The sequence below is a fragment of the Pseudoduganella umbonata genome, assembly GCF_014192225.1.
Taxonomy (GTDB): Bacteria; Pseudomonadota; Gammaproteobacteria; order Burkholderiales; family Burkholderiaceae_D; genus Rugamonas; species Rugamonas umbonata.
Map to the genome: position 1 here is coordinate 117,617 of NZ_JACHXS010000011.1, position 18,740 is coordinate 136,356.

Sequence of the window (18,740 nt, forward strand, 5' to 3'; positions counted from 1 at the left end):
GTCAAAGGGAATCAAAAACTGCAGAGCGATGAAGTTTATGCACGGAAATGACTCATGCACGCGACGCCCGGAATACAGGCGCCAAAGCCTGGGTTCGCTAGCGTACAGACGCGGTACTGTCGAGCGGTATACTGCGGACTTTCTTCACGAAGTGCCCCATGCTTGCCATCCTCGACAGCATCGATGAACAGACGACGGGGGTGGCCGCACTGGTCGATCTCGTCGCCCAGCTACGCCCGCGCCGCCGCGGCAATTACATTCGCGCCGCCGCCAACGTCCGTACCCTCACCCAGCTGCTGCGTGGCAACCCGGAGCATGCACGCCAGTTGCGCGCCTACGTGCTGCGCCTGCTGCAGGCGCGCCGCCACGCCAGCCTGTACACGGAAGTGGGCGTGCTGTCGAACGACGGTTTTTTCACCGAACTGAAGCGCCGCATCGCCTACCGCATTCTGCCGCCCGCGCTGGGCGACGAATACCTCGCCGATTTGCTCGACCAGGTGTTCTACAAGCAAAGCGACTGGCAGTGGATCAGTGCGGTGCCGGCACTCGACTGGCTCGACCTGTTCGACACGATTTTCCACCGGCGCGACCGCACGGTGATGCTGCCGGGGATGCTCGAAGCGATCCGCACCCTCTCCTACCGCGTCGCGGCGGTGGGCCTGGAACCGAAGCTGACCAACTTCCATACCGAGATGGAGGAGTTCGAATCGCCGTTCCTCGTGCAGAACCGCGAGGTGCTGCATTACCTCGACGGCTATGCGCGCCTGATGGCGGGCGAGGACATCACGCTCGACGACCCGAAGCACCTGCTGGTGATGCTCGACCAGTGCGACAGCGTGATCGCCCGCATCCGCCGCAAGGCCCTGGCGCAGGGCACCACCATCGCCCTCACCTATCTGCTGGTCACGCTCACCCAGAGCATCGACCGCATGCGCAAGCTGCTGTTCCTGGTCGACGTATCGGGAGAACTGCGCGCCGCGCCATCGGTCAACCTCGTCACCAACACGGTCGGCACGCAGCCGCAGCGCGTCCCCGTCACCCGGCAGGCCCAGCGCCGCGCCGCCACGCTGGCGATGTCGCTGGAACTGATCGAGGCGCACAACAACAAGTACACGGTACGCGACCTGTTCCGCGACAACATCCACCTGCTGGCCCGCAACGTGACGGAGAACGCCAGCCGCACCGGCGAGCACTACATCGCCGAGAACCGGCGCGAGCTGGGCGGCATGTTCCTGTCCGCGGCCGGCGCCGGCTTGATCGTGGGCTTCATGGCCCTGTTCAAGATCCTGCTGGGCACGCTGCGCGCGGCGCCGCTGGTCGAAGCGTTCCTGTTCTCGATGAATTATTCGCTGGGCTTCGTGCTGATCCACCTGCTGCACTTCACCGTGGCGACGAAGCAGCCGGCGATGACGGCGTCGCACATCGCCGCCAGCCTGCAGAGCCGCGACGGGCGCCATATCGACCCGGACAGCCTGGCCGAACTGATCAACAAGGTATTCCGCACCCAGGTCACGGCCGTGCTCGGCAACATCGCCACCGCCCTGCCGACGGCCTGGCTAATTGCATGGGGATGGCTGCAGCTGACCGGCGAACACCTCGTCACGCAGGGCAAGGCGATGCACTTGTTGCACGACATCGATCCGATCCACACGCCGGCGCTGTTCTATGCGGCGATTGCCGGCGTGTGCCTGTTCCTGGCCGGCCTGATCTCGGGGTATTACGACAACCAGGCGCTGTACACGCGCTGGGGCCGCCGCATTGCCCAGCTGCGCGGCCTGAACGCCCTGCTCGGCGCGGAGCGGACCGTGCGCCTGGGCCGCTACCTGGAGAACAACCTGGGCAGCCTGATGGGTAATTTCTTCTTCGGCATCATGCTGGGCATGGCCAGCGCGCTGGGCTTGCTGCTGGGGCTGCCTATTGATATCCGCCACGTTACTTTCTCGTCGGCCAACTTTGCGACAGCATTGGTCGCGTTGGATCACAATGTGAGCTGGCAACTGGTGGTGACTTCCGTCACCGGTTTCCTGGCAATCGGGGCCGTGAACCTGCTGGTCAGTTTCGGCCTCGCGCTATGGGTGGCGCTGCGCGCGCGCCGCATTCCGTTCGAGCACGGCTTCCTGCTGCTGCGGGCGCTGGGCAGCCGGCTGCGCAAGTCGCCGGTGGACTTTTTCTTCGGGTCGGGGGACATGAAATGAAACATTGGAATCCACGCCGCGCCCTGGCGGTGGTCCTTGCCGGATGGTGCCTGGTGGCCTGCGCGTCGCTGCCGGCCGTCGATCCGGACAAGGCCAGGGAAGCGGCCGCGCCGGTACCGGTCGTCAAGTCGGTCAATGGCGAACTGTCGCCGGCCCGCGCCAAGGCGCTGCTGGCCAAGCGCTGGTCGAAGAACACGCTCGACCTGAAGGCCCAGGCCGCCCTCGAGGAAGCCGCCACCGGCGTGCCGCTCATTGCCGGCAACCAGGTCAAGCTGCTGTTCGACGGCCCTGTGACGATGGCCGAGATGATGAAGGCCATCGAGGGCGCGAAAAACCACGTCAACTTCGAGACCTACATCTTCGACCAGGACGAGATGGGCGACAAGTTCGCCGACCTGCTGATCGCCAAGCAGAAGGCTGGCGTGACGGTCAACATCATCTACGACAGCGTGGGCACGCTGATGGTGCCCCAGGCGTTCTTCGACCGCATGCGCACGGCCGGCATCCACCTGGTCGCCTACAACCCCGTGAACCCGGCCAAGGTCCGCGGCAACGGCTGGAAGGTGAACAACCGCGACCACCGCAAGATGCTGATCGTCGACGGCAAGATCGGTTTCACGGGCGGCATCAACATCAGCGACACCTATTCGAAGAGCTCGCCATTCCGCTCGAAGAGCAGGCCGCGCAGCGAGAAGGACGTGGGCTGGCGCGATACCCACGTGCGCATCGAGGGCCCCGCCGTGCAGGCGATGCAGTGGCTGTTCATCCAGCACTGGACCGGGCAGGACTCGGACGACCTGCGCGAAGCCGATTACTTCCCCACCCCCGTCATCGCCGGCGACAAGCTGATGCGCGTGCTGGGCAGCGAGCCGGGCGGGCAGTACGAGATCTACAAGGCGATGCTGCTGGCGATCCAGGAATCGAAGAAATCGATCCACATCACCTGCGCCTATTTCGTGCCCGACGAGCAGACGGTACAGGCGCTGATCGACGCCGCGAAACGCGGCGTGGAGGTGCGCATCGTGCTGCCCAGCGTATCGGACAGCGGCATGGTGTTCCACGCCGGCCGCGCGTTCTATGACCGGCTGCTGGAAGCCGGCGTGCAGATCTACGAACTGAAACTGGCGGTGCTGCACGCCAAGACCATGGTCATCGACGGCGTGTGGTCCACCGTGGGCTCGGCCAACATCGACCGCCGCAGCTTCCAGCACAACGCCGAAGTCAACGTGATCGTGCTGGGCGACGCCTTTGGCAAGGAAATGGAAAGCGCGTTCCGCGACGACGTGAAAAATTCGAAGGAAGTCACGCTGGCGGCCTGGCGCGACCGGCCGGTGGTGACGCGCGTGAAGGAATGGGCGTCGAAGGTGTGGGATTACTGGCTGTAGGCGGCGGCGGGAAGGGACTGGTGTCTGACATTTTTTCTGGGGCTTTTACCAGAAAATGTGTCAGACACCGGTTTTCTTCAGCCATTCGGCACATCAAGGAACAACCGGTGTCCGACACATTTTCCGGATGAAGCTCCCGGAAAAAATGTCCGACACCAGCCCCGCCCGTCTTCCCTCAACTGCTGGCGATCTGCGGCGCCACGGTTTCGGCGCTGGTGATCGCTTCGGGCATGTCCGGCGTGGTGCCCAGCGGCTGCCACAGGTTGCCGTCGCGGCGGAAGATTTCGATCGTGGCCACCTCGAACGCGGCCGATTCGTCCTTCCAGCCATAGCGCTCGACCTGGATCTCGTCGCCATCGATGCGCAGCACGTTGAACGAATTGGTTTCCCCCCTGCCGCGCGTCGACGTGGCCGTGCCGGCCTGCACGATCAGGGCGGCATAGCCGGCGATCTTGTAGCGGGTGGCGCTGTTGCCGGAATGGCTGGCGTGCAGGTGCCCGGCCAGCAGCAGGTCCACGCCGCATTTCGAGAACGCCTCCATCGCCATCGGCGCGCGGTCCACGAGATCGTCTTCTTCGAACGCCTCGGGCAGGTCGAAGGGGTGATGCGTGACGACGATGCGCGTCAGCTTCGGATCCACCTTCGCCATGCGGTCATGCAGCCGGTCGATCTGCTCGCGGTTGACGCGGCCATCCTTGATGGTCAGCGAGCGCGCGGTGTTCAGGCCCATCACGGCGATTTCCTCGTCGACATATTCGGGGGCCAGGTTTGCCGTGATGTAGCGCCGGTATTTCGTCAGCGGCGCCAGGAAGCGCGCCGCCACGTTGTACAGCGGGATGTCATGGTTGCCCGGCACGACGATCTGCGGTTGCGGCAGCGTGTCGAGCCAGGCCCGCGCCGCCTTGAACTGTTCGCTGCGGGCGCGCTGCGTGAGGTCGCCCGACACGACCACGACGTGCGGCTGTACCGCCTCGACCGTGGCGCGCAGTGGCGCGAGGAGCCGCTCGTCGACGCGGCCAAAGTGAATGTCGGACAGGTGCACGATGGTTCGCATGCTTTCTCCTGGTTAGCTTGGGACCATGACGGTCAGTGCGCCGGGGCGCGAACGGTAGTCGAGCGGCGGCACCATCAGCGTCACTTCGCCATCGGTGGCGACGCGCACCATCCTGCGCCGGGTGTCGATGGTGAGCTCGTCGGCCAGCAGCACGTCGAAATCGCGGGCCTCGGCCAGCCGCCCGACCAGCGCATGGCAGGCCAGCCGCGCCAGCCCGAACCGCGTGGGCCGCTGCGCCACGTACAGGCTGAGGTGCCCGCCATCGAGCCGCGTGCGTTCGCCGATACTGAGCCCCTGCATCGTATAGGCATTATTGCCGATGAAGACGAAAGGGGTGCGCCGCGCATGCTCTTCGCCGTGCACGTGCAGCCGCAAACTGAGAAACGGGTAGCGGTGCAATGCCGCCAGGCTGGCCCAGCAAAATGCCAGCCACTTGCCGCGGCCGAGGCGGCGCTGCTGCTTTTCGCGGTCGCGCACGATGTCCGGATACAGCCCCAGGCTGGAGTTGTTCAGGAAGATCCTGCCGTTGACCTCGCCGACGTCGACCGCCACCGGCCGGCCGTGGGCGACCGTGGCGATGGCGTCGTCCAGCGCCAGCGGAATGCCCAGGTCCTTGGCAAAATGATTCAGCGTACCCAGCGGCAGCACGCCGAAGCGTGCCGGGCTGCCGGCCAGCACCGAGGCCACGGCGTTCATCGTGCCGTCGCCGCCGCCGGCCACCACGAGGCCGATGCCGTCCTCTAGCGCCTCGCGGGCCACGCCGATCATTTCCTCGCCGTTGCCGGCCAGCGTCACGTCGGCGTCGACGCCCACGGCCGCGAACTTGTCGCGCAGCGCCGTCGCCTGGCCGCCATCATGCCCCTGCCCCGCCGCCGCATTGACGATCACCGCTGCCTGCGTCATTACTCGTCCCGGCGTGCCAGGCGGCGGCGGCGCAGCGTGGACACGGAGGCGATGCAGACTGCCAGCCAGCCTGCGCTGTAGGCCATCGCGGCCAGCACGTCGGACACGTAGTGCGCACCCAGGTAGACGCGGCTGAACGCCACCAGCAGCACCATCATGGCCGCCAGCACCATCGCCGTGCAGCGCCGCCGCCAGCTGGGCGACGTGGTGAAGACATAGCAGGCAATAAGGCCATAGAACAGCGTGGAGGCCGACGTGTGCCCGCTGGGGAAGCTGTAGGTGGAAAGTGTAAGCAGCGGTTCGTCGAACATCGGCCGCGGCCGCGCGTACACGTTCTTCAGCAGTACGTTGATCAGCATGCCGCAGGGGACCGTGATGGCGACCGACAGCAGCCAGTACTGCGCCTTCCTGCGCCAGAACCATACCGCCAGCAGGGTCGACGCGATCGACATGCCGACGATGCCATGCAGGTGCGTAATGCCCAGCATGAAGGTCGTCAGCGGCTCGAACGCATGGGTGTTGAACCACTGCGCCACGTGCACGTCGAAACGGGCGATGTCGTCCTGCTCGCCGACCTCCTCGGCAATGTCGCGGAATATCGCGACGGCTGCGACCAGCATCGCCAGCCCGGCCGTCATGTGCAGGCCGAACTCGCCGCCCGGCGTGATGCGGGCTTCCAGGAAGCGCAGCAATTTCGAATAGGCAATCCGGCTCATCGGTTTAGCGCATTTGCAATGGGTAGACAAAAAACCTGTTTTTTCATACAGCCCTGTGTTTTTGTACAGTAGTTATGTTAAGCTTCTATCCAGTAGGCAGCGCTCGGAAAGCACCAGGAAACAAGTCGGAACTTATTCCACGGGCATACGACTGACACTGCAACTCTTTGTTTATTTGATCCTTTTTCGATAAGGAACTGTCATGGCAACCATCGACTACGACCCTCGCCGTCTCCCTTCGCGTTTTGAATCGCGTTTCGGGCTCGAGTACGCTCCAACGTCCTTCCTGGTGCGCTTCGGCAAGCGCGAGATGCTGGTATGCCGCGACTTCCGCAAGCGCTTTTACGCGGTCAATCCGGTCATCGAATGCGATACCGGCGTACAGCCGGGCCATATCGAAATCCTGCTGTTCGGCCGCTGGCTGTTGATCTTGTCGAAAGCACAGTAATCGATCTGTGCAGTGTCGCACAATGGTCGCCACTGTGCGGCCGTAACCGGTCACGGCGGACGTGACCAGCGCGCTGGGGCATGGCGGTCCCTCTTCACCCGCCATGATCGAACATACCGCAGCGCGCGGCCGGCAGACGTGCCGGTGGCCACGTCCGGGCGTGACTTGAGATGGTGGGATGAGACGGGCAAGCCGGTGCAATGCTGGTGTCCGATACCTGCGTTGCACCTTGAAGGGTATGCACCTTCAAGCAACTGCACCTTCAAGCAACTGCACCTTCAAGCAACTGCATCTTAAGCAACTGCACCTTCAAGCAACTGCACCTTCAGCATTTTTCAGGCCTTGGCGGCTACGCCCAAGCTGTTTGTCGCAATCTTGCCGACATCGCGAGATGGCGCCGCTTCCGGCGGCACACTGGCGGCATTCGCTTCTTCCAGGCCGCCCTGGCATTCCGCCTCGTGCATCTCGCGCAGCAGCACCAGGGCGCGCATGTCGTGCATTTCCAGTGCGCGCTGCAGCGTGGTGGCAGTGATGCTGGCGTCGTCCACGACGTCCAGGAAGCTCTCCTGCATGCTGTCGAGGAGCCTGGAAGCAACCCCGATGCTGTCGAACATGCCACCGACATCCACGCACAGTTCGCGCAACAGCCGCAGGGTGCGCTTGGTGGATTCGAGGTCGTTGCGCATGCCGCCATCCATGTCGAGCAATTCGGTGCGCGCATTCTCATGCTGGGACAACTCGGTAATCGTTTCGAGCCATTGAGTGATACGCCCGGCAACGCGGGAGATGCGCACCGTTTTGCCACGCATCATCAGGCAGTATTGCAGGCATAGCAGCCACACTGGCACGCGTGCCAGGAACACGGGCAGGCCGGCGCTGCGCAGCCACGCTTCGGCGCGCTTGAACCGGCGCAGCATGCCGCCAATGCTGGCTAAAAGCGGATCCTGATGCATGGAAAGTCCCCTTGTTATACGGCAACACACGTTGCGTTGCCAATACTTCGCAGTATAGGCAGAGGACATCGGGGAATGCTCAGCAGGAGATTTGATGCACCTTAAAAGTCGCGCCAAAAAATGTGCTTGTTATCTTTTTCGCAATACGCTCACTGGAAAGCTCCCGGTGAGGTGCCGGCCGGTCCGAGTTCGCACGGCCGGCCGTCCTGCGCGGGCCGGACGCCGCTCACCCGTCCGGCCCGCGAAGACCATGGGTCAAGGCTTGCCGCCATCCTTGCCCAGCGTGCCCGCCACCGCATCGGACAGCTTGTCGCCATGCGGCCCTTTCGCCGCGTCTTCCATGCTGCCTACCTGGCGCGCCTGGTCGGACTGCAGGTCGAAACTGACTTCCTCGGCGACTTCGAAGCGTCCATCCGCTTCGTCGCCACCGGGCAGCAGGCCTTCCGAGCGCGCTCCGCCGGACTGCTCCGTTGCGCGCTGGGCATTGCCGGGCACGCCCTCCGAACTGGAACCCGTGCCGCTGCCCTGCTGCTGGTTACCCTGCTGCTGGTTACCCTGCTGCTGGTTACCCTGCTGCTGGTTACCCTCCTGCTGCTGGTCGCCCTGCTGCTCGCTGCCCTGCTGCTGATTGCCCTGCTGCTGGTTACCCTGCTGTTCGCTGCCCTGCTGTTGATTGCCCTGCTGCAGGTTCCCCATGTGCTGGTCCACGGCGCGGCTGTCCTGGTCGCGTACGGTGGCTGCCTGGCCGCGCGGTACCGGATCGGCGCCCATCGTGGGGCCGCCGACCGAATCGTCGAGGCCGCTGCCCATCGACTTGCCGGCGCCCGGTGGCGGCGGCAAGTTGTAATCGGCCCCATGCGGCACTGCGTCGCCCACGATTTTCTTCACATCCTCGGGCGGCACCGTATCCGGCAGGTGCGTATGGATCGGTGGCTGCTGGAGCCGGTCTTTGTCGTCGTTCTGCATGATGCCTCCTTGTTATCCGAAAGGTCATCTTAGCCCAACGCGTTTTTTCGCCGCACAGCATTGCCGCGCTCCAAAACGTGTGGGCGGTGGGGCGCGATCGGCGTTACAGTCGGCTCATGAGTTTGATTTCCGCGCTGCCTGCCGTGCCAGGGGCGATCGACCCTGTCACGGACTGGCCTTATCTCGAGATGCTGACCCGCTTCGCGCTGGCGCTGGCGCTCGGCCTGCTGATCGGACTCGAGCGCGAACGGCGCAAGAAGGAAGCGGGCCTGCGCACCTTCGGCTTCATCGCGGTACTGGGCGCCGTGGGCGCGTCGCTCGGCGACACTTACGCGTATATCGTGCTGATTCTCACCGGCCTGCTGACGATCTTCCTGAACCTGCAGGACATGCGCACCCACGAGGGCACTGAGCTGACGACGTCCGCCGCCATGCTGGTCACCTGCATCGCCGGCATCATGTGCGGCAAGGGCCACACGCTGACGCCCGCTGCGATCATGGTCTCGTCCACCGCGCTGCTGGCATGGAAGGACATCCTGCAAGGCTTCTCGATCGGCCTGACCGAGCGCGAACTGCGTTCCGCACTGCTGCTGGCGATCCTGGCGATCGTCATCTATCCGGCACTGCCTACCGGCAGCATCGGGCCCATGGGCCTGATCCAGCCGCGCGCCGCCTGGGCCACGGTGATCCTGATCGCCGGCATCGGCTTCGTCAATTACGTGCTGTGGAAAGCGTTCGGTGCGCGCGGCGTGACGATCGCCGGCTTCCTGGGCGGCCTGGTGAACAGCAGCGTGACCGTCAACGAACTGGCCTCGCGCGTTACCGGCAGCGCGGTGGGTGCCGTGGCGGCGGCCGCGTATCGCGGGATCCTGCTCGCCACCGTGGCGATGGTGATGCGCAACGCCGTGATCCTCGCGCTGCTGGCGCCGGCGGTAGCGGTAGCGGGCATCGGCGCCTTCGCCGCGATGCTGGCGGCCACGGCATTTTTCGTGTTCGTGCGGCGCCACCCGGCCGCACCGGAAATCAAGCCAGCCGAGGAAGCGCAGGAAAACCAGATCGTGCTGCCGTTCTCGCTGTGGAGCGCACTGAAGTACGGCCTGATCTTCCTGCTGCTGCACATCGTGGGCGTGCTGACGCAGAAGTACTTCGGCAACGTCGGCTTCTACGTCGTCAGCGCGCTTGGCGGTACCGTGTCCAGCGCCAGCGCGGTGGCGGCAGCGGCGAGCCTGGCCGCCGAAGGCAAGCTCGAACTGGACGTGGCCGCCACCGGCGCGATCCTCGCATCGCTGGCCAGCGTGGCGATCAACCTGCCTTTCGTGCTGCGGGTACCGAACCGCCGCTTCGTGGCGTCGATCGCCGTGGCGATGAGCGTCATCGCCGCGGTCGGGCTGGCCGGCCTGCTGCTTGGCGAGCCGCTGGCACGTTTCGTGACGGATCACTGGCCGCAACTGACGCAATTGCGGTCGGGGCCGCTGGGTCCGGCACCAGGCACCGCCAGCCTCTTGCAGCCATGATGCAACCCGCTTGAGTTTTTTCAATTCCGCCGTACTGCCGCGCCCATTGCGGGCCGCTCCATCCTAGACTGGAAGCCTTCTGCGCTATTTCCGGAGGCCGTCATGTCGAGAACATTCCTGTGTGCTTTATTGGCCGCCTGCGCGATGCCGGCCCATGGCGAAACGTGGCACTTCGCGTACCAGGGCTTTCATGATTCGATCGCCGGTGCATTCCTGCCCGATCGCAAGCTGACCGGCAGTTTTGTCGGGCAGGACGCCGATGGCGACGGTGCGCTGGTGCGCGCGGAAATCACGTCGCTGGTCGTGGAAGGCGTCGATTTCATCGCGTGCGAAAGCCACAGCAACGAGTACTACCACTGCAGCACGGAAGCCTTCGCGTACCAGGACGGCACGCTGTCCTTCGCCGTTGGCCAGCACGGCGGCGATCCCGAGGGATGGATCGGCGGCGGCCATTTCTACACGTCCGGCGAACGCGAGTGGCGCTACGCATACCGGCTCGATCATTACGAGGAATGGGAATATCACTGGACACCCCAGACAACCTTCGTCATCAGTTCCGCGCCCGAACCCGGGACCTGGGCGCTATTGCTGGCAGGGCTGCCACTGATACTGCATGCGGTCGGGCGCAAGCGGAAATCGCCGTGAATCGATTGTCGGGCCGCGCCGGAGGCGTGTAAGCTTCCAGCCGGAGGTGACCATGCAGAAGACCATGCAGAATGAACGCCGAACCCGGCCGAATGAACCGGTGGCCGAAGCCGTCGACGCCACCGTGGAACTGATGCCGAACATCAGCCGCTACCAGGCCGCGCTGGTCATGGCGCGCGACGGCGTGCCGAAACCGGTGATCCGGCGCGTGCTGGACGAACCTGCGCAGCGGCGGGCCAGGGACAGGCAGCACAAGCAGCAGGAATGCGATGGGCAGGACCAGCAGGGTGATCAGGCCGGCCAGGACAGGCAGCACGGAAAGGACGCGTAGATCCAGTAGCGGGCTTCCTTGCCGGCCCCTGTCGGGCCGGTCTTTGTAACGTCAGTTCCGATCGCCCAGCGCACGTTCCGCCGCGGCCAGTCCGTGCAGCGCCGTGGTATCGAACAGCGGCACCGCCGCGTCTTCCGCGCTGACCAGCAACGATATTTCCGTGCAACCCAGGATGATGGCTTGCGCCCCGCGCGCCGCCAGGCCCGCCATCACGCAGCGGTAGGCTTCGCGCGACGCGGGCTCGATGCGGCCCTGGCACAGTTCGTCGTAGATGATCCGGTGCACCAGCTCGCGTTCTTCCGCCGGCGGCACCAGCACCTCCAGGCCACGGCCGGCCAGCCGCTCCCGGTAGAACGGCTGTTCCATCGTGAAGCGCGTACCCAGCAGGCCGACGGTCCCGGCGCTGGCGCGCACGACCGCCTCCGCCGTGGGATCGGCAATGTGCAGCAGCGGGATCCCGACCGCGGCCGTGATCGCATCGCTCACGGTATGCATGGTGTTCGTGCACAGCACAAGGAAATCCGCCCCGGCGCGCTCGAGCGCAGTGGCGGCGTGCGCCAGCGCTGCCCCGGCCGCCACCCAGTCGCCGGCGTGCTGCAAGGTCGCGATCTCGTGGAAGTCCACGCTGTACAGCACGATCTTCGCCGAGTGCAGGCCACCGGCACGCTGCTGGACGGTTTCGTTGATCAGCCGGTAGTACGGTACCGTGGATTGCCAGCTCATTCCACCGATCAGGCCGATTGTTTTCACGTACGCTCCTCACAAAATGCCATCGTAAGGCAAGCGCGGGCGCAGGAGCAGTACAGCGCACGGCATTACTGTACCGGTGCGCGGGCCGGTACATGTTCGCCCGGATAAGGCCACGGATTGCCACCGCTACTTACATAAGCATATCCACAATCGGTACTTGGCTGTCCGTTACCCAGGCAATAAGATTGCAGTCTGCCAAGACCATGCAAGGATTCCGATGCTCCGCCCCGTTACCCCGAACCCGCCGCCGCGCCGCGGCGCCCTGCCCTGCGCCGTCATGCTGGCACTGCTGGCAATGTCGTCGCCGGCAGCGCACGCGCAAACAGAACCGGCCAGTGCCGGCGCGCCAGGCGCCAGCGCGGCCGCCATCGACCAGGTCACGATCGTCGGCTCGCGCGCCCGCAACCGTACGGTGTTCGACAGCGCCGTGCCGATCGACCGCTTTGGCACGCGCGAAGTGGAAAACGCGCTGTCCGGCGGCGACCTTGGCGCAGCCTTGCAGGACCTGGCGCCATCGATCAACTTCCCGCGTATCGAATCGAGCGGCGCCGCCGACTCCGTACGCGGCATCCAGCTGCGCGGCCTGGCGCCCGACCAGGTACTGGTACTGATCAACGGCAAGCGCCGCCATGCCGGCGCGGTGCTGGACACCGAGAGCAGCTTCGCCGGCATCGTGCCGGTCGACGTCAACGCCATTCCGCCCGGCGCGATCGATCACATCGAGATCCTGCGCGACGGCGCCGGTGCCCAGTACGGCAGCGATGCCGTGGCGGGCGTGATCAACATCGTGCTGAAGAAGGCGCGTACAGGCGGCTCCGCCTCCATCGGCTACGGTGCCAACCGCACCGACTTCAAGCCGACCGGCGACACCAAGACGGATGGCCACACGACCATCGTCAGCGCCGACTACGGCGTACCGGTCGGCGATGCGGGCTACTTCCGCTTCGGCGCCGAATACCGCGGCCGCAACCCGACCAACCGGGCCGGCCCCAGCGATGCCGGCTGGACCTCGTGGAACGCCACGCCGGCCGACCTGGCGCTCGACGGCCAGGTGGTTTTCAAGTCGGGCGATTCGGAACAGCGCAACCGCTACGCGTTCTACAACGCGCTGGTGCCGCTCGCGGACGGCATCGACGCCTACTCGTTCGCCACCATCAACCAGCGCAAATCCGACGGCAGCGCGTACTTCCGCTATCCGGGCGATCCTTCGAACGTGCCGGAGGTCTACCCGAACGGCTTCCGCCCGTCGACCAAGGGCGACATGACGGACGTGAGCGTGGTGGCCGGCCTGCGCGCCGCTGTCGGCGGCTGGAACTTGGACCTGAGCGCGCGCCACGGCGGCAACGAATTCGATTACGGGCTGGCCGATTCGGTCAATGCCTCGCTGGGCGCAGCCAGCCCGACGCGCTTCCACCTGGCCACGTTCGATTTCGACCAGGACGCCATCAACGCCGACCTCACGCGCCAGTTCGATCCCGGCATCGGCGCACCGGTCCATGTGGCGATCGGCGCCGAGTACATGCACGAGACCTATACCAGCTCGCCAGGCGATCCCGCGTCGTACGCCGCCGGTCCTGTCGCCGGCGCACCGCCGGGCGCCCAGGCCGGGCCGGGCCTGCGCCCCCAGGACACGTTCGACGGCAGCCGCTCGGTACGCTCGCTCTATGCCGACATCGAAAGCGATCTCACGGCGCGCCTGCTGGTCGGCGCCGCCGCCCGTTATTCGGATTACAGCGACTTCGGCAACGCACGTACCGGCAAGCTTTCCGCGCGCTACAAGGTCACGGACACTTTCCTGCTGCGCGGCTCGCTGTCGAACAGTTTCCGCGCGCCGGCGCTGGTGCAGACGGGCTTCCGCTTTTCCACCCTCAACTTCAACAGCGACGGCACCGCCTTGCAGACGGCCGCCCTGCTGCCGGCCAGCGACGCCCTGGCGCGCGCGTTCGGGGCCGAAAACCTGAAGCCGGAAAAGTCCACCAACCTGTCGCTGGGCGCGGCGTGGCGCCCGCAGCGCAACACCAGCATCACGGTCGATGCCTACCGCATCAAGCTGCGCGACCGCATCACCCGCACCAGCGACCTGCAAAGCGATGCCGCCACTGCCTGGCTCGCGGGAATCGGCCGCAGCGATATCCAGTCCGTGGCCTACCTGGCCAACCTGCTCGACACGGTTACGACCGGCCTCGACGTGGTGATCAACCACGACCTGCCGCTCGCCGGCGGCAAGCTGGACCTGAACGCCGCCCTGAACCTGAACAGGACGCGCATCGACAGCGTGCACCAGGCACCGGCCGCGCTGGCACGGATCGATCCCGGCCTGACGCTGCTGACCGAGAACAGCCTGTTCCGGATCCGCCACGCATCGCCGACATCGAAACTGGTGCTGGGCGCCGACTGGCAGGCCGCGCGCTGGGGCGTGCAGGCACGCGCCACCCGCTTCGGTTCGCTGAAGGATTTCTCGTACGACGACGAAGCGGAACTCATCGACGGCGTGCATGCGCAGCGCTTCGGCGCCGTGTGGGCCGTGGACGTGGAAGCGCAGTACCGGCTGACGAAGCAGCTGACGCTGGCCGCGGGTGCCGACAACCTGTTCGACCGCTACCCCCAGCGCGTGCGCGAAACGAACAACGCGACCTATGGCGGCGCCCTGCCCTATAACTTCATCAACCCGATCGGCCTGAACGGCGCCTATTTTTATGGCCGCGTGCGCTACACCTTTTAATGAGATCCCATGAAACTGCATAAACTGTTGACCGCCTTCTGCTTCAGCGCGCTGGTCGCTTCGTCGTCGTACGCCTTCGACCGGAACGCACTGGTGCTGATGACCGACTTCGGCACGTCCGACGGTGCCGTGTCCGCAATGCGTGGCGTGGCTTTCGGCGTCGATCCGGCGCTGAACGTGTCCGACCTGACGCACGACATTCCCGACTACGACATCTGGCTGGGCGCCTACCGCCTGTACCAGACCGCCAATTACTGGCCGAAAGGCACGGTGTTCGTCAACGTGGTCGATCCCGGCGTGGGCACGCAGCGCAAGTCGGTCGTCCTGAAGACCACCGCGGGCCGCTACTTCGTCGGCCCCGACAATGGCCTGTTCACGCTGATCGCCGAACGCGACGGCGTCGCCGAGCTGCGCGAGATCGACGAGAACGTCAACCGCCTGGCCGGTTCGGCCGAGTCGTACACCTTCCACGGCCGCGACGTGTATGCCTTCGTGGGTGCGCGGCTGGCATCGGGCGCCATCACGTTCGAACAGGTGGGCCCCGTGCTGCCGAGCGCATCGGTAGTGAAGCTGGCTTACCAGAAAGCCGTGCGCAATGGCGACGTCATCCGCGGCATCGTTCCCGTGCTCGACGTTAAGTACGGCAATGTGTGGACCAACATCCCCAAGGCGCTGTTCGAGGAACTGAAGATCGGCGTGCACGATCCGGTACAGGTGCGCTTCCTGCACAAGGGCAAGCAGGTGGCCAAGGTAGTGGCGCCGTTCGAGCACACCTTCGGCGGCGTAGCCAAGGGCAAGCCGCTGGTTTATCTGAACAGCCTGCTGGAAGTGGCCGTGGCGATCAGCCAGGGGAAGCTCGCGGATCAATACAAAATCGAATCGGGCGTTGATTGGGAAGTGGAAATTAGTAAGGCACCGGTGAAATAACGCGGGCTTGCACGGCGAATCAAAACACGCCACGCCTGCACTCGCCATGCAGGCGTTTTATCGAGCGAATATCATCACGCTAGTTAATATTATTATTTTGACATTAAAAATAGAGAATGCTAGCGTAGCTTTCCATTTTCCCTTACTGGAGAGTTATATGTCGCTAAAAGATCTTTCAGGAAAAATAAATACACGAAATTCAATATTTTGCATAGTCTTGGCAATGTTTGGCATTCACCAGAATGCCCTGGCGAATGCCACCGCCAACGCATCGGCTTCCAATTTCCGCTATACGCTGACGGACCTGACTCCCGATGACGGTATCGCGCCCAGCCTTTCCTGGATCGCTTCGCCGGATTATGGCTACGCACACCTTTACGGCATCTACAGGGGTTCGGTTTTATTTCCCACGCGACCGGAAGACGATGCGCCGGTAACGGGAGAGTGGGCGGATGGCGGGGATGCCATGTCAGCGCGAATCGAAGGTGCGACCCGGTTGGACCGTACCGCACTCAACGCCTCCGCGACGAGCGCCGGGAACCAGTACATTGGCTTTAATACAGAGGCCCTGGCCCAGTCTCAAATCGGTGCTTTCGTGCTTTCTCCCGGGTCGGCGGTGTCGTTCATGGTCGACTACGAGGTCAATGGGCTGATCACTGACAGCCTTCTCGACTACAGCTTCGCTGGAGCGGAAGCGCGCATGTTAGGGGAGCTTTACGATGCCGGCGGCATCGACGGGGGAATCGAGCAGGAAGAGGCCAACACATTCGCGCTCAATCTCACGACAGATGGCCAGGTACGAAGCGGCACGCTGTCCATCACGTTGTCCAACGCTGCCGATCTCTACAGCGAGGGAACGGTACGCTTCGATGCGAACGCCTACGCACAGGCGGTCATCAATCCTCCACCCATCCCTGAACCGTCCACTTACGGGATGTTCCTCGCCGGCCTGGCGTTGATTCCCGTGCTGCGCAGGCGGATGCGGTAACGGACAGGCGGGCTGCGTGGCAGCCGGTGCGGGAGATGCGACAGCCGCCGTGCGGTGCTGTATCATCCCCGCCCTGCTCAACGAAAGCCCCACATGCTCATCATCACCATCAAACAGGGTAAGGAAAAAGGCCTGCTGGCCGGCGACCCGTACATTTATGCGTCCGCCATCGACAAGGTGGACGGCAAGCCGCAGGAGCGCAACAAGCCGGGCGCCACGGCGATCGTGCAGTCGTCGTCGCGCCAGTTCCTGGCCCGCGCCGCGTACAACGCCAAATCGCAGATCGCCGCCCGCGTGTGGACCCTGCGCGAGGATGAACCCGTCGACCATGCCATGATGAAGCGGCGCGTGCAGGCCGCCGTGGCTCGCCGCGCCAACGCGCTGCGCACGGCCGATCCGCAGGCGCTGGTACAGCTGGTCGATGGCGAGAAAGATGGCCTGTCGGGCCTCGTGGTGCAAAGCTATGGCGGCACAGCCGGCTATCTGGTCTGCCAGTTCAACTCCGGCGGCGTCGAGCTGTGGAAGGTGGCAGTGGTGCAAGCGCTGCTGGCGGCCACCGGCTGCCCGAATGTCTATGAGCGCTGCGATATGCTGCTGCGCAAGGGTGAAGGCCTGCACGTTGCACCGCGCGCACTGGCAGGGGATGAGCCGCCGCAGCGATTGATGGTGCGCGATGGCGCGAAGCTGCTGCCGATGGACATACGGACGGGGTTTGTCTATCCAAGGTGAGACAGGACAGCGACTGGCGCATATAAAACAGTCGTATCGCTGGCTGCATTTTATGGTGAAAGAAAGTGCGAATGAAGTACCTGAAATGGCTTTGGATGCTGTTGCCGGCCGGCGCGTGTTCGCTGGCCATTGCCGCCGCTCCGGTCACGGAGCTGAAGCCCTACGAGCTGGCCGATTTCGTTCGCCGGCATGATCTGGTGGCGGTGCAGTTCACGTCGCCCGACAGGTACTGCACCTACTGCTACACCGCCGACGAGACCTTCGACCAGGCGGCAGCCGCCAGTACCGTTCCGGGCCTGACGTTCGCACGCGTGCAGTGGCCGGCATGGAGCGCCATTCCGGATTTCAAACCCCTGTTCGAGAACCTGTTCGGCCTGCCGGCGCAACTGGTGTTCAAGAACGGCAGCCTGCACGGCCGCGCCAACGGCCATCCCGTCACGGCCGAGCTGCTGCTCGCGCAGTTCGCGGACCTCATTCGCGGCCCGGCAACACCCCACCGCGCCGACATGGCCTACCTGCCCAAGCCATCGGCGCAGCCGCTGACGGATGACGAGCGGCGACTCGTGGACCTGGAGTTCCGGCGCGTCTACCTGGGCAAGGTGCTGGCCAACTGCAGCAATCGTTTTCCGGCCCAGGCTTCCGCCTATGCGGCCGCATTCGACGTCTGGCATGTCCGTCGCAAGCCGGAGCTGGAAAGAGCAAGGCTGCTCATCGCCCAGCACACCAGCCCCGCCGATACCGCCACGGTCAAGGCGCTGTTCGCCAGCGGGCACAAGGCGATGGGTGTCCTGCAGGTCGAGACACTGGGCGTGCCGGGCAATCGGGACCCGTTGCCGGAGGAATGTGCCAAGGTGATCGACGGGATCGTCGCCCTGCCCTGACATGTCCGCCCTCCCCGGCAGGCGTCAGGGATTTTTCTGGAACTCGATGCGGTTGTTCAGGTAGGCGCGTTTGCTGTAATGCCCGAACACGCGCACGCTTTCCTTGTGCTCGGCGCTCCCCTGCTCGCGCTTCATGCGGCGGACGAGGGCACGGTCTTCCAGCGGCGCCGAGGTTGGCGTAAAGATGTCGCGGCGCACGCTTTCCTTATTGTCCGCGCCACGCGACACGATGGCCAGGCTGCGGTTGGCGGGATCGAAATAAAACCGCAGCCAGTCGCTGTTCATGTCTTGCAGATACACGCTGCCATCGCGCTGCTGGGCGAAATAATGGTCGCCGCAGACCGACTTCGGATCGCGCTTCCACTCGCAGGCCAGCAGGATCAGCACGTGGCGGTCGTCCAGCTTCCTGATCGAGATGCGGGCTTTGGAGTAGCCCCAGTTGCTGGCCGGGACTGTGGTGGAGGATTGCAGTGTGTAGTCGCCTGTGAGGTCGTCGATTGAGTTGGCGGATGCGGGTGCGCAGAAAGCGAAGGCGGCAAGTGTGGCGGCGAGATGCGGGCGGAAGTATCTGGTCATGATCGGACAGCGAGAATTGTATTATCGTTATCATAATAAACCTGCGGAACGTTTCGA

18 protein-coding genes are annotated in these 18,740 nt (G+C 64.5%); 11 read left to right on the plus strand and 7 right to left on the minus strand.

What is annotated here, in order from left to right; genetic code table 11:
* Positions 1 to 158: 158 nt before the first annotated feature.
* Both FHS02_RS24380 and cls read left to right on the plus strand, forming a co-directional pair.
* A complete protein-coding gene (locus FHS02_RS24380; protein ID WP_137316836.1) occupies positions 159 to 2,195 on the plus strand; it encodes a site-specific recombinase in 2,037 nt (678 codons plus the stop codon).
* Positions 2,192 to 3,580, plus strand: coding sequence for a cardiolipin synthase (gene cls / locus FHS02_RS24385; RefSeq protein WP_137316835.1), 1,389 nt, complete (start codon positions 2,192 to 2,194; stop codon positions 3,578 to 3,580). Before FHS02_RS24380 ends, cls begins: the two co-directional genes overlap by 4 nt.
* Positions 3,581 to 3,755: 175 nt before the next feature.
* Here the strand turns inward: cls and FHS02_RS24390 are convergent, their stop codons facing one another.
* From FHS02_RS24390 to FHS02_RS24400, 3 genes are read right to left on the minus strand one after another with little or no spacing between them, the layout of a single operon-like run.
* The gene (locus FHS02_RS24390) at positions 3,756 to 4,634 is read right to left on the minus strand and encodes a metallophosphoesterase family protein (RefSeq protein ID WP_137316834.1); all 879 of its coding nucleotides are present in this window, start codon (positions 4,632 to 4,634) and stop codon (positions 3,756 to 3,758) included.
* Between the two features lie 12 nt (positions 4,635 to 4,646).
* Positions 4,647 to 5,537, minus strand: coding sequence for a diacylglycerol/lipid kinase family protein (locus FHS02_RS24395; protein ID WP_137316833.1), 891 nt, complete (start codon positions 5,535 to 5,537; stop codon positions 4,647 to 4,649).
* Complete coding sequence (locus FHS02_RS24400) at positions 5,537 to 6,253, minus strand: phosphatase PAP2 family protein (protein ID WP_137316832.1); 717 nt, start codon at positions 6,251 to 6,253, stop codon at positions 5,537 to 5,539. Before FHS02_RS24400 ends, FHS02_RS24395 begins: the two co-directional genes overlap by 1 nt.
* Positions 6,254 to 6,455: 202 nt before the next feature.
* Between FHS02_RS24400 and FHS02_RS24405 the strand changes: the two genes are divergently transcribed.
* Positions 6,456 to 6,701, plus strand: a complete 246-nt coding sequence (locus FHS02_RS24405; RefSeq protein WP_137316831.1) for a hypothetical protein — start codon at positions 6,456 to 6,458, stop codon at positions 6,699 to 6,701.
* A 335-nt stretch (positions 6,702 to 7,036) separates the two neighbouring features.
* Here the strand turns inward: FHS02_RS24405 and FHS02_RS24410 are convergent, their stop codons facing one another.
* A complete protein-coding gene (locus tag FHS02_RS24410) occupies positions 7,037 to 7,654 on the minus strand; it encodes a hypothetical protein (protein WP_137316830.1) in 618 nt (205 codons plus the stop codon).
* Positions 7,655 to 7,909: 255 nt separating this feature from the next.
* Positions 7,910 to 8,620 carry a hypothetical protein gene (locus FHS02_RS31250; protein ID WP_137316829.1) on the minus strand — a complete coding sequence of 237 codons (711 nt, stop codon included), beginning with the start codon at positions 8,618 to 8,620 and terminating at the stop codon, positions 7,910 to 7,912.
* A gap of 116 nt (positions 8,621 to 8,736) precedes the next feature.
* Here FHS02_RS31250 and FHS02_RS24420 point away from each other — a divergent pair, with 116 nt between their 5' ends.
* From FHS02_RS24420 to FHS02_RS24430, 3 genes are all read left to right on the plus strand, one after another.
* Complete coding sequence (locus FHS02_RS24420) at positions 8,737 to 10,134, plus strand: MgtC/SapB family protein (protein WP_137316828.1); 1,398 nt, start codon at positions 8,737 to 8,739, stop codon at positions 10,132 to 10,134.
* Between the two features lie 102 nt (positions 10,135 to 10,236).
* Positions 10,237 to 10,779, plus strand: coding sequence for a PEP-CTERM sorting domain-containing protein (locus FHS02_RS24425; RefSeq protein ID WP_137316827.1), 543 nt, complete (start codon positions 10,237 to 10,239; stop codon positions 10,777 to 10,779).
* A 52-nt stretch (positions 10,780 to 10,831) separates the two neighbouring features.
* Positions 10,832 to 11,110 carry a hypothetical protein gene (locus FHS02_RS24430; RefSeq protein ID WP_137316826.1) on the plus strand — a complete coding sequence of 93 codons (279 nt, stop codon included), beginning with the start codon at positions 10,832 to 10,834 and terminating at the stop codon, positions 11,108 to 11,110.
* Between the two features lie 51 nt (positions 11,111 to 11,161).
* Here the strand turns inward: FHS02_RS24430 and FHS02_RS24435 are convergent, their stop codons facing one another.
* Positions 11,162 to 11,860: an aspartate/glutamate racemase family protein gene (locus FHS02_RS24435; protein ID WP_137316825.1), complete on the minus strand. Its 699-nt coding sequence runs from the start codon at positions 11,858 to 11,860 to the stop codon at positions 11,162 to 11,164.
* A gap of 217 nt (positions 11,861 to 12,077) precedes the next feature.
* Between FHS02_RS24435 and FHS02_RS24440 the strand changes: the two genes are divergently transcribed.
* The 5 genes from FHS02_RS24440 to FHS02_RS24460 all read left to right on the plus strand — a co-directional run bounded on the left by FHS02_RS24440 (position 12,078) and on the right by FHS02_RS24460 (position 18,107).
* Complete coding sequence (locus FHS02_RS24440) at positions 12,078 to 14,582, plus strand: TonB-dependent receptor plug domain-containing protein (RefSeq protein ID WP_137316824.1); 2,505 nt, start codon at positions 12,078 to 12,080, stop codon at positions 14,580 to 14,582.
* A gap of 9 nt (positions 14,583 to 14,591) precedes the next feature.
* Positions 14,592 to 15,509 carry an SAM hydrolase/SAM-dependent halogenase family protein gene (locus FHS02_RS24445; protein ID WP_137316823.1) on the plus strand — a complete coding sequence of 306 codons (918 nt, stop codon included), beginning with the start codon at positions 14,592 to 14,594 and terminating at the stop codon, positions 15,507 to 15,509.
* Between the two features lie 7 nt (positions 15,510 to 15,516).
* Positions 15,517 to 16,497: a PEP-CTERM sorting domain-containing protein gene (locus FHS02_RS24450; RefSeq protein WP_137316822.1), complete on the plus strand. Its 981-nt coding sequence runs from the start codon at positions 15,517 to 15,519 to the stop codon at positions 16,495 to 16,497.
* A 93-nt stretch (positions 16,498 to 16,590) separates the two neighbouring features.
* Complete coding sequence (locus tag FHS02_RS24455; protein ID WP_137316821.1) at positions 16,591 to 17,226, plus strand: class I SAM-dependent rRNA methyltransferase; 636 nt, start codon at positions 16,591 to 16,593, stop codon at positions 17,224 to 17,226.
* 71 nt (positions 17,227 to 17,297) lie between these two features.
* A complete protein-coding gene (locus tag FHS02_RS24460) occupies positions 17,298 to 18,107 on the plus strand; it encodes a hypothetical protein (protein ID WP_137316820.1) in 810 nt (269 codons plus the stop codon).
* Between the two features lie 24 nt (positions 18,108 to 18,131).
* On the opposite strand, the gene FHS02_RS24465 is transcribed toward FHS02_RS24460, so the two are convergent.
* Positions 18,132 to 18,683: a hypothetical protein gene (locus tag FHS02_RS24465; protein WP_137316819.1), complete on the minus strand. Its 552-nt coding sequence runs from the start codon at positions 18,681 to 18,683 to the stop codon at positions 18,132 to 18,134.
* Positions 18,684 to 18,740: the final 57 nt, after the last annotated feature.